The organism is Rubripirellula obstinata (genome assembly GCF_001642955.1).
Taxonomy (GTDB): domain Bacteria; phylum Planctomycetota; class Planctomycetia; order Pirellulales; family Pirellulaceae; genus Rubripirellula; species Rubripirellula obstinata.
Genome location: NZ_LWSK01000002.1, coordinates 172,177 through 183,122, shown reverse-complemented (window position 1 = coordinate 183,122; position 10,946 = coordinate 172,177). Strand labels below are relative to the sequence as shown.

7 protein-coding genes and 1 CRISPR repeat array are annotated in these 10,946 nt (G+C 53.3%); of the genes, 5 read left to right on the top strand and 2 right to left on the bottom strand.

The features are described from left to right. Positions 1–64 precede the first annotated feature (64 nt). The 5 genes from csy1 (at position 65) to RC85_RS01480 (ending at position 7,185) form a co-directional block, all read left to right on the top strand. Positions 65–1,291: a type I-F CRISPR-associated protein Csy1 gene (gene csy1 / locus RC85_RS01500; protein ID WP_068258103.1), complete on the top strand. Its 1,227-nt coding sequence runs from the start codon at positions 65–67 to the stop codon at positions 1,289–1,291. After that, positions 1,288–2,157, top strand: coding sequence for a type I-F CRISPR-associated protein Csy2 (gene csy2, locus RC85_RS01495; RefSeq protein WP_068258102.1), 870 nt, complete (start codon positions 1,288–1,290; stop codon positions 2,155–2,157). The genes csy1 and csy2 overlap by 4 nt, the downstream gene beginning before the upstream one ends. A 17-nt stretch (positions 2,158–2,174) precedes the next feature. Continuing rightward, positions 2,175–3,182, top strand: coding sequence for a type I-F CRISPR-associated protein Csy3 (gene csy3, locus RC85_RS01490; protein WP_068258101.1), 1,008 nt, complete (start codon positions 2,175–2,177; stop codon positions 3,180–3,182). 13 nt (positions 3,183–3,195) lie between these two features. Continuing rightward, on the top strand, positions 3,196–3,840 hold the full coding sequence (gene cas6f, locus RC85_RS01485) for a type I-F CRISPR-associated endoribonuclease Cas6/Csy4 (RefSeq protein WP_068258100.1): 645 nt from the start codon (positions 3,196–3,198) through the stop codon (positions 3,838–3,840). A gap of 128 nt (positions 3,841–3,968) precedes the next feature. Further along, a CRISPR array of direct repeats spans positions 3,969–5,742; the repeat unit is 28 nt; unit sequence GTTCGCTGCCGAGCAGGCAGCTTAGAAA. Between the two features lie 462 nt (positions 5,743–6,204). Next, positions 6,205–7,185 (top strand): 2-hydroxyacid dehydrogenase, encoded by a 981-nt coding sequence (locus tag RC85_RS01480; protein ID WP_068258099.1) that lies wholly within the window; start codon positions 6,205–6,207, stop codon positions 7,183–7,185. A 147-nt stretch (positions 7,186–7,332) separates the two neighbouring features. Here RC85_RS01480 and RC85_RS01475 read toward each other — a convergent pair whose 3' ends face one another. Both RC85_RS01475 and RC85_RS01470 read right to left on the bottom strand, forming a co-directional pair. Beyond that, positions 7,333–8,916, bottom strand: coding sequence for an SPFH domain-containing protein (locus RC85_RS01475; RefSeq protein WP_068258098.1), 1,584 nt, complete (start codon positions 8,914–8,916; stop codon positions 7,333–7,335). Beyond that, positions 8,913–10,571 (bottom strand): SPFH domain-containing protein, encoded by a 1,659-nt coding sequence (locus RC85_RS01470; protein WP_068258097.1) that lies wholly within the window; start codon positions 10,569–10,571, stop codon positions 8,913–8,915. Before RC85_RS01470 ends, RC85_RS01475 begins: the two co-directional genes overlap by 4 nt. Positions 10,572–10,946: the final 375 nt, after the last annotated feature.

The following is a 10,946-nucleotide window of genomic DNA, read 5'->3' as shown; positions in this document are numbered from 1 at the left end:
TGTACGTAACAAAAACTGATCTACCGAACAGGCAGCTAACACTAATCACAGGGGGCTGAGATCAATGACTAATGAAATTGTTGCTTTTCTTGATGAACGCAAGCAGACGAAGCTGAAGAAGCCGGGCGGCAAGTCGGTTGAAGAAATTGAAAGCGATTTCCAAATTGCAAATTGGGTTGCCAGTGCTGCACGTCGCGCCGGACAACTCAGCATGGTTTCGCATCCGGGGAAATTCAGTCACCCCGACGCTAAGATCACGCCAGTCCTGTACGTCGGGCAAAGAGTACCGGACGGGTATGTCCGCAGTGGTAATGTTGCGGCACCCCATGATGTATTGGGCAATGCTGCCGCGCTTGATGTTTACGCATTTCTTTCTATCGTGCTTTCAGATGAGCGCAGCGTCCTGGATCATCTGGAATCAAACTCGGCAGTGCTGCGGGGCATGCTGGGCGTCGAACAAGATGTGTTCGATCAGTGGCGGCAAGGATTGCTGGAAATCAAGTCCAGCGACATCGTGCAGAAGACCGATGGCGGCGTCAAGCAAGTCTATTTTCCTGTGGGCGATGACTATCACCTGCTATCGGTTCTGACGCCTTCAGGATTGGTCACCGAGAATCGAAACCGCATTCGGGACATGAAGTTTTCTGAGGAAGCCAAAGCCGCGCGAGAGGCTCGTAAGAAAGGCGAAGCGTCAGAGACGGGATTGGATGATCTATTCGGATTGCTGACCGTCCGGTACGGAGGCACCCAGCCGCAGAACATCAGCAAACTTAATAGCAACAATGCCGGTGAAGCGTGGTTGCTCCCATCGCTGCCACCGACGCTAGCCCGAGATCATGTGCGTATTCCCAAACGTGATTTTTTTGAAACGCTTCGTTGGGACGACCAATTAAAGTTCATCTACACGGCGCTGCACCGAATCTTTCGCAGCGACTACACCAACATCAATATTCGCAAGGCTCGCCAGCAATGGTTCGAATCGATATTTGAATGGGTGTTTTGCCGCGCGGTCGTGTTGCAACAACTCGATCCAGGATGGAGCGACCATGAATCCGTTCGATTGCCAATCGCACAGAAATTGTGGCTTGATTCGGGCCGATTGGACCAAAGAGAGGACCATGATGATTGGCAGCAAGAGATTGCCGAGTCATTTTCCAAATGGACGGTGGTGACGTATCGCAAGCTACGCAAGAATCTCGGTGACGCGGCGGTGCTTGGTCAAACGGAAGAAACGGCGTTTGCGGAAGAACTGAAAGCATACGCCCGTCAAATGCCGGAGGACATACTATGAGTCAGTATCTAGTCATTCGCCGATTGCAGGTTCGTGGTGCCAATGCACTGTCGAGTCCACTGACATTCGGTTTTCCGGCCGTGACTGCGTTCTTGGGTTTCGGACACGCTCTGCAGCGTCATTTTAACGGCGGTGGACCCAGCGGCGATTTTCAAATCGACGGTGTCGGAATTGTCAGTCACCAATTCGAGATGCTCGATCATCAAGCCGGCTATTCCCGTACCCTGCAACTGACCGCCAATCCGCTCAATGAAAAAGGCCAGCGATCGTCCTTCATCGAAGAAGGACGCTGTCACATGACGGTTTCGTTGGTGCTGGAGGTCCGCGGGCTGACCCGAGGCCAACGCGATGCAGATCGTTTGGGCGATATTTTGTTTGCCAGAATGAAGCTGGCGGGCGGAGATCTATTGGTCAAGCCGAAACTGGAGTTCATCAGCGATGACCGAAGGTCGATTCGCTCGCTGATGCCCGGGTATGCATTGATGGATCGCCGCGATTGGATGATCGAGGCAGTGCAGGGCGGTGATGACGCGATGATGGCGCTGCATCGTCATTTACGGGTGCAACATCGTTCGACGATCGCGGAAGACGGTAAGGTTAGTTGGTCATCCCAGCGTCATCGACTGGGATGGGTCGTGCCGATCGCGACCGGTTTTCATGCGATCAATCCAGTCGGTCCTGCAGCCCAGGCACGCGACGCATCCACGCCTCATCGTTTTGCTGAAAGCATCGTCACGCTGGGCGAGTTCGTGATGGCGACTCGTATCCAACGCCTTTCCGAATTGATCTGGCGCTATCACCACGACGGCGACATCTATGCGTGTGTTCAAAATTCAAGTTCTCCCTCAGTCCCGGTAATCAACTAACCTTAAGGAAATCTAACATGGCTAAAAAAACGGTCTCGACGATTCCGTCAGTACTCGCCTTCGAGAAGAAACTTGTCCCATCGGATGGGCGCTTTTCGGGCATCGATTGGAATCAGCGACACGAGCAAGACGGAAAACCACTCACGCTGCAAGAAAAATCTGTTCGTGGCACGATTTCCAATCGTCTTTCAACGAAATTGGAAAGCGATCCCGCCAAGCTGGATGCGGAAGTTGAAAAGCCAAATTTGCAAACGGTCGATATTTGTTCGTTGCCCGCCGATTGCGACACGCTGAAGCTTCAGTTCACGCTAAAGGTGCTCAGCGGCGTCGAAGAACCTTCGGCATGCAATTTAGCGAGTTTCCAAACGACTTACCGTGATGCTGCGGCTGACTACATTCAAACCACTGGGTTTACGGAACTGGCACAGCGTTACGCAACTAACCTAGCCAATGGTCGCTTCTTGTGGAGAAATCGAGTCGGTGCCGAATCGATTGAAATCGTTGTCACGAAGATTGATGGTGATGATCGAAAGTCATCGACGTTCGACGCCAAAGAGATTGGCCTGGTCGGTTTCGATTCAACAGCGACATCCGAGTTGGCATCGATCATTGCTGCCAGTTTATGCGGCGAGCAAGAGTTTGCATTGTTCGATGTCGTTGCGTATTCAAGGCTTGGAAAGGGGCAAGAAGTCTACCCCAGCGAAGAATTGGTGACAGAGAAGGGCGACAAGAGCAAGGTGCTGTATTCGACCGATGGAGTGGCAGGGATGCACTCGCAGAAAATCGGCAACGCGATCCGCACGATTGACACATGGTATCAAGACGAACCGCTGCGCCCGATCGCGGTCGAAGCGTATGGCGCGGTGACCAACCTAGGCACCGCCTATCGCAAGCCGACCGAGAAGAATGACTTCTATACATTGTTCGATCAATTTGGCCAGGGTGGAAAGCTGGAACCTGACCAAGCTCACTATGTGATGGCGATGTTGGTTCGCGGTGGCGTGTTTGGCAAATCATCCAAGTAGAAAGATCGGTTCAATGAATCCAACCTATTACTATCAGGAAGTCACTTGCCTACCCGATCATGAAATCAGCATTGGCTTTGTATTGGGAAAAGTGATGGACGAAATCCATTTGGCATTGGTCGAGTCGGCTGCTGGAACGCAGGATTGTCGGATCGGATTGAGTTTTCCAGAGTACCGAGAAGCATCGCAAGAAGACGTGATGACCGACGCGTCCCAGAAAACCACCCATGATGAATTGCAAGGGCCTCCGATTGGCAGCAAGATTCGGGTGTTCGCGCGGAGTGACGATGATTTGTTGCAATTGAACTTGTCGAACCGTCTTTCGCGGCTGCTGGACTATGTTCATTTGACTTCGGTGCGAAAGCTGGAGCGAAAGATCAATCGCTATGCCGTTTACAAACGTTGCCAAACCAAGAGTTCGCGAGACCGATTGATTCGGCGTCAAATGAAGCGAAAAGGGCTTGATCAGGCCACGGCACAGGCCGAGTACGCAACGTTCAAACCACGGTATTCGCAATTGCCTTACGTCAACATGCGAAGTCACAGTACAGCCCAGCGATTTCGACTATACATCGAGCGCAGCATGGCCGAAGCTGGAGAGGATTGGTGCTTCAGTACCTACGGTTTAAGTGGAACGACGGCCGTTCCAGAGTTTTAACCCTTTTTCCTAAGAGTCGAGAAAACATCGTAAAAACATGCCTTCTTCGATCATTACCAAAAAAGGGTCGCACCACCCAAGTCGTGATCCACACCGCCTTTCACGTTGTTTCTACCCAGAGAAGGCGAGTTCGCTGCCGAGCAGGCAGCTTAGAAAGTTAACGCAATTACCGCGAAACAATCGAATGCGTTCGCTGCCGAGCAGGCAGCTTAGAAAGCAAAGCGCACAACGTGCTCCGGCAGCCATCGGTTCGCTGCCGAGCAGGCAGCTTAGAAATGTTCAGCCACCGCTATCTACGGCAATTGAGCGTTCGCTGCCGAGCAGGCAGCTTAGAAAACATCGCGATCGTTCGGTTCGCTGGTGTTGTTGTTCGCTGCCGAGCAGGCAGCTTAGAAACGATTCAGGCAGCGAATCAAGCTTCGCCAGTTGTTCGCTGCCGAGCAGGCAGCTTAGAAACCGTTCCAGTACGAAAGCAATAACACTGGCATGTTCGCTGCCGAGCAGGCAGCTTAGAAAAATCAGGCCGGACGCCACCTCCGGTACAACATTGTTCGCTGCCGAGCAGGCAGCTTAGAAAACCGACGGGAAATCTACGACAAGATTCAGCAAGTTCGCTGCCGAGCAGGCAGCTTAGAAAAGTTACCGGCGAGCAAGGATGGTTCTCGGTTGGTTCGCTGCCGAGCAGGCAGCTTAGAAAGATTTTTGCGTGCTTTCGCGCGACCCTCCGAGGTTCGCTGCCGAGCAGGCAGCTTAGAAATTGATAAAACCAACACGTCATTCCCTTTCGTTGTTCGCTGCCGAGCAGGCAGCTTAGAAAGTCGATGATGTCGCCGCTCAATTGGCGGAATACGTTCGCTGCCGAGCAGGCAGCTTAGAAAGCTGTTTGGTACTGCTAACAATGCAGGATCAATGTTCGCTGCCGAGCAGGCAGCTTAGAAATCACGGTCCGCAAAGTACTCCCAAGGCCCGTTGTTCGCTGCCGAGCAGGCAGCTTAGAAATCACGGTCCGCAAAGTACTCCCAAGGCCCGTTGTTCGCTGCCGAGCAGGCAGCTTAGAAATCGCGGTAGGTAAACGTGGCATTCGTCAAACGGTTCGCTGCCGAGCAGGCAGCTTAGAAAGCTGACAAAGGTACGCGTTCTAATGCGTGTCGTGTTCGCTGCCGAGCAGGCAGCTTAGAAACCCCATCATCACAAACATAGGATCCGCATGCGGTTCGCTGCCGAGCAGGCAGCTTAGAAAACCATCGTAGAGGCTACGTGAATGCGGAACTTGTTCGCTGCCGAGCAGGCAGCTTAGAAAGCTCGCTTGGTGTCCCGCCGGCGAATTTGACTGTTCGCTGCCGAGCAGGCAGCTTAGAAATGTATCGGCGGCTCGAAAAACTAGGTGTGCCTTGTTCGCTGCCGAGCAGGCAGCTTAGAAAATTGCTAAGGCAGCAAGTTGGGAAATCATGTCGTTCGCTGCCGAGCAGGCAGCTTAGAAAAAAGGACTGCGTCTGAATGTGGAGTTGCCATTGTTCGCTGCCGAGCAGGCAGCTTAGAAATACCTGAAGCTGCTCAAGGAAACCGAAGGCAAGTTCGCTGCCGAGCAGGCAGCTTAGAAAATGAATTGAAATCGGCAAGCGTGGCTAAGGCTGTTCGCTGCCGAGCAGGCAGCTTAGAAATTCTTTGGAGTGCGCGACAGACGAAAGTGCCGGTTCGCTGCCGAGCAGGCAGCTTAGAAAAACCCGCGCCATCGATCATCCGCGACACTGCACGTTCGCTGCCGAGCAGGCAGCTTAGAAATACAGCGGCGCACCGAACAGGGCTAGGCAAATGTTCGCTGCCGAGCAGGCAGCTTAGAAACGCCAGCCGATGCAAGGCTGACGGGCTCTATCGTTCGCTGCCGAGCAGGCAGCTTAGAAATACAACAATTCGCCGATGGCGGCACCCGCCAACGTTCGCTGCCGACCAGGCATAAACACGGCGGAGGGCCGCCATGCTACGTTCGCTGCCGAGCAAGCACGTCGGTCTTGCCACCTATAGTCTTGCCAAGTTTTGAGCATGTATCCCCCCGGCACCTTTTTTCCGACGCGTCGGAAGCCTGCGGCTCAGGGAACAACTAGATGGTTGATGATCTGACTCAACAATTTTCGGCGCATGCGTTGCGCAGTAAAAGTGAAAACGATGTTGCGCTGAATACCAGACTGAATGACGGCCGCGAATCATCGTTTTGCCCCTTCATCGTTTTGCCCAGAAAATCAGCGGACTAAGTAGCCCGCGAAAGGTCTTTGCTTCGGTCTGGCATGGGTAGCTGACAAGCATTAAAACCACTGCTTCGTTGGTGTCGTTTGCCGAGGGAGTAGGGAAATGTTGGGGAGTAGAGAAATGTCAGATTCTAAACCAAGAAAAGTGTTTTTTAGCCGGCAACTGCCTGGGGTGGCACTTGATCGATTGGCGGCGGAGGCCGATGTGACGATTTGGCCGAAGGCTGATGCGCCGACGCCGGATGAATTGTCCGACGTGGTTCGAGGTTGTGATGCGATCTTGACTCTGTTGAGCGATGCCGTGGACGGCCGCGTGATGGATGCTGCTGGTCCGCAGTTAAAGGTGATCAGCAACTATGCGGTGGGTTACAACAATATCGATTTGGCGGCCGCAAAGCAGAGAGGCATTCAGGTTGGCAACACACCCGATGTGTTGACCGATGCAACAGCCGACTTGGCCGCGACCTTAATGTTGGCCGCGTCTCGACGAGTTGCCGAAGCAGCCGATGACGTGACAAGTGGACGATGGCAGAATTGGGAACCGGCAGGGCTGCTCGGCGTCGAACCCAGTGGCAAGACGCTGGGGATTATCGGAATGGGCCGCATCGGAAAAGCATTGGCGAACCGTATGGTGGGCGGATGGAAAATGAATCTGATCTACACTTCCCGGCGCGATCAGACGGACGTCAACGAGTCGCTTTCTGGTCGTCGTGTCGAACTGGATGAACTGCTTCGCGAAAGTGACTTCATCTCAATCCACGTCGCCCTTTGCGAGGCAACCCGAAAACTAATTGACGCCGAAGCATTCGCGAAAATGAAATCTAATGTCGTGTTAGTCAACACGGCGCGCGGCGAGATCATTGACCAGGACGCATTGTTGGATGCATTGGACACATGCAAGATTTTCACGGCTGGCTTGGACGTCACAACGCCGGAACCATTACCCGCGTCGCATCCGCTGGTTCAGCATCAACGCTGTCTGATTCTGCCACACATCGGCAGCGCAACCACAACAGCACGCAGCGCAATGACAGAGATCGCGGTCGATAACATCATCGCCGGCATCCAAGGCAAATCGCTCAGATGCCCAGTAACGCTGTAAGCCGATACGAAATAGAAAGTTGGGCAAAACGATGGAGGGGCAAAACGATATTGTGATGAATACCCGGCCGCGAATCACGGCCGCGCACCATCGTTTTTCCCCTCCATCGTTTTGCCCGAAAAAATCAGCGTACAAAACAGCCGGGCGCTACTTTTTGATTGGCAACGTCGGTGTGATGTTATCCAAATCCGTCCATAGCGTTCCTTCGCCTGCATAGAACAGTTTCAAATCCAGATCCTTGGGCAACTGTTCCGCGAATTCCCATTTGTTGAACGCCGATGGTGACCCGAAGGCCTCGACCGCAAGACGGAACTTGTCCGCGGTGGCTTCTTGGCCGAGTTGATTGGCTTCCGCTTCGGCGCGTCCTAGCATGACCGTCTTTTTAGCATTCAAGTCAGCGGATTCACGATCGATCTTGGCGACCAATTGCTCGGTGGCGGCAGCGATTTCTCGTGCCTTCTTTTCGCCTTCGGCCATCACGCCGGCACGCAAACGGTCGGTATCGACGCGAACGCGTTCGGCTTCCAATTCGACTTTTGATTCAGCTTCACGCAAGTCCGCTTCGATACGTGCGGTCTTGGTTTCCTCATCACGCGTCAGCTTCATTTCGTCTGAAACGTATCCGGTTTGAATTGGCAAACGAACGGCTTGCGGGATGTAGATGTGCCGAACCAGTCCATACATCAGTGTGATATGCTTCGTGGCGAGGACTTCCTTGAACTCATCGCTGACGTCGGTTTGAAACGCTTCACGCGATTCGCCGATCAGCAATTCCACGGCCCCCATTTTCGATCCGTTGTTTCGACAGATCGATTCACTTTGCGGTTCGATTACTTTTTCTTCGACCGCGGGAATGTTTCCAAACGTGCGGACAATTTCTGAAGCGTCTTTGGGCATCACGCCCCAGATTGCACTGAAGTCCAACTGGATATCGAAACCATCGTTGCTGGGGAAGTTGATTCCCGTTTCGGCGACGGCCAGCGGTTCGCCCTGTTCATCGTGCCGTGGTTTTCCGTTGGCATCGATTTGTTCAGCGACCTGAATGCTGGTTTCGTTGAAGCCGATGTTGACGACGTCAACTTGTTGTTCTTTTGGATTGATCGGATACAAACCGGGCTGCAAGACTTTGTCTTGAATGCCTGGAAACAGGTTTAGCTTGGGGTTGTCGGTTTGCATGGTGACGACGCCGACGTAACCGGTCGGAATTTCGACCCAGCCGCCAACCTTTTCTTGCCGTCCAACTTTGACAGCTTCGCGACCGACAATGTTGAATTCAAACGCATACGGATTGGCTCGGTAACGGCCCGGGCCAAACACTTTGCGAAGGATCCCTTTGTGGACCGCGCGATCGGCACCATCCAGATCACCATCGACCAGGAATTTTCCTTGCGGCAGTGGTGAACCGACTTTGCTGGTGACGACGGCGATTTGTCCGGGCATGACTAGGAAGTCGGGCACGATCGTGCGTTCCCAGTAGATCGGATTATAGAAATGACGACCGGGGCCACGCATCTCTTCTTGAACGCCAACTTGACCATCTTTGGCCATCGATCCCGGCGGCGGACTCTCGCCACCCAGGACGATCCCGCCTTTGTAACGCAGTTGCAGCGAATGGCCGTCTGGCACATAGATGCGGCAAAAGAACCACTGGAAAACCATGAACGCCATCAGGCAGATCCAGAGCAAACTGAACACCAACCCGGCCATCGATTTATTACGTGAGATGCTCATTCGTTTTCTCCGGTTTCGGTCTTGCTGTTGGTTGTTTCAGTCGATGCTGTGGTGCTGTCCGCTGCTGTCTTGGGGTCAACATTGAATTCAGTAAAGATGTCCATCAGCGGACTGTCGGCGGTGTTGACCATCATTTGGCGGAACGCAGGTGCCATCTTCTTTAGCATCACCCAGCGAGCGTATTGATCGCCGTCGCCGTCGTAGGCTTCGACTGATTTTCGCCAGCCGGCGGCTTCGGCATCGTTTTGAAACTTGATGACTTCCGCGGCCGCTTCGCCGCGTGCGGTGATCGCACCGGCTTGATCTTCGGCCGCCATCAATTCAACCTCGGCAACCTTGCGACGTTGCTGAGCTTCGATGACGGCGACTTCTTGAGCCCGTTGTGCTTCGGTGGTCAGCTTGACGACCTCTTGATCAACAGCGACCAGCACTTGTTTTCGTTTCACCATTTCCTGTTCGATTTTTAACTGCTGTTCGCTGAGTTGTTGTTCGATTTGCTTGACGAATTGCTGAGCTTCCTGGGCGGCGATTTGACGTTGTCGAACCGGCGACGCGATTTGTTGTGGAGGTGAAATTCGAGTGATCAGTGCTTGAATGATTTCGATTCCTTGCCTTTGACAGGTCGCTTCGAGCGTGCGTTGGAAGTCGAGTTGGAATTCCAGTCGTTTTTCACCCAAGATGAAATCGCGTCCAGAATTGTCGCTGCCTCGAAGCCGGCAAAACGATCGAGCGTTGGGAAGGATGATCTTCGAGATGATCTCTTCTTCGACCACCGCATTGTTGGTTTCGTCATTGTCGGAATCGTTGTACGTCACAAACACTTCCGCGGCACGTTCTGGATCGACTCGGAATTCGATCCGCCCATCAAGTTTGACCCAGAAACCATCGCGGCTTGGGAAACCCATCCCGCCGCCTGTGGAAAGGTCGAACCGCTGGCTTCGGCAATCGACCAGTGAAATGCGTTTGACGTAGGGGTTGATGTAATAGACACCGGGATCGAGTGTTTGTTTCTGAACGCCTCTGCTGCCGTCTTCGACAATCAGTTGGTTGGGGTCATCCGCCATCGGTGCAGAGAGCATCGTGACGACGCCTTTGAAACCAGCGGGGATGACAATGGGTTTGTGCAGTTCAACCAGTTCGATGTAGTTGGTTCGATCGGGATCTGGAACCGTGCCGGCTTCGTAGGTGATCGCGTTGAGCGGGTAACGTCCGGGGCGAAGCACTTCGGCGAAGATTCCTTTTTGAGTCGTATCGTCGGCGATCAGGTTTCCGTAGCCAAGATTTTCGCCATACAGTCGGATGCGAACGCCAAGTCGGTTCTCAGGAACCTCGACTTGATCGACGATGTCCCAATCCCATTTCCACGGGTTATAGAAATATCGACCTTCGGCCAGCACCTTTTCTTGGATGCCTTTGTAGTTGCCGAATTCGGCTTCGGAGACGATTTCAATCTCGTTGGTCAGCTCGGCACCGGTCTTTTTGGTCAGCACGGCGATCTTGCGAGACGGAACTTCGATGCGACAAAACATGAACGCCCATATCGCTAATCCGATCACCACCGCTAAACCAACGAAGACGGCCGCGGCGATGCCACCCATTTTAGAGAGATATTTGCGGTAATCGCTGTCGGGTGGAAAAACAGTATTGTCAGGCATGGTGTCGCTTTACAAAGGAAAATCGTCGGTTCAGGTGACTGCCACCCAATAGACGAGGCCCCGAAGGTTAGCTCGCAGAGGCGCGCCGATCGGGGCAAAATGCAAAAGGATCTTAGAATTCTTGCAATAGGCTTGCCGGTCTTGGCCTTAGCAACTGTCCTGACACAAGTTCCGTGTTTGGCGAAGTCTTTCGTAGCTGGGAAGTTGTTTCGGGACCGTTGCTTACTTTGGACTCGGACAGGACGACAGCACTCTGTCTCTGTAGTCGAGCGTCGGGCCAATCGCCGGTCGTATTGTGGGGAGGATCTAGACAAAAAAATTGGCGTCAAAAAAATTGGGGGCTCGGTTTCTTGGTCGTTTGTTGTGCCTGTGAAG

Bases quoted from the DNA above. Each gene is read 5' to 3' on its own strand.
- cas6f (WP_068258100.1), top strand. From the start codon at position 3,196: ATGAATCCAACCTATTACTATCAGGAAGTCACTTGCCTACCCGATCAT.
- RC85_RS01475 (WP_068258098.1), bottom strand. From the start codon at position 8,916: ATGAGCATCTCACGTAATAAATCGATGGCCGGGTTGGTGTTCAGTTTG.
- RC85_RS01480 (WP_068258099.1), top strand. From the start codon at position 6,205: ATGTCAGATTCTAAACCAAGAAAAGTGTTTTTTAGCCGGCAACTGCCT.
- RC85_RS01470 (WP_068258097.1), bottom strand. From the start codon at position 10,571: ATGCCTGACAATACTGTTTTTCCACCCGACAGCGATTACCGCAAATAT.
- csy2 (WP_068258102.1), top strand. From the start codon at position 1,288: ATGAGTCAGTATCTAGTCATTCGCCGATTGCAGGTTCGTGGTGCCAAT.
- csy3 (WP_068258101.1), top strand. From the start codon at position 2,175: ATGGCTAAAAAAACGGTCTCGACGATTCCGTCAGTACTCGCCTTCGAG.
- csy1 (WP_068258103.1), top strand. From the start codon at position 65: ATGACTAATGAAATTGTTGCTTTTCTTGATGAACGCAAGCAGACGAAG.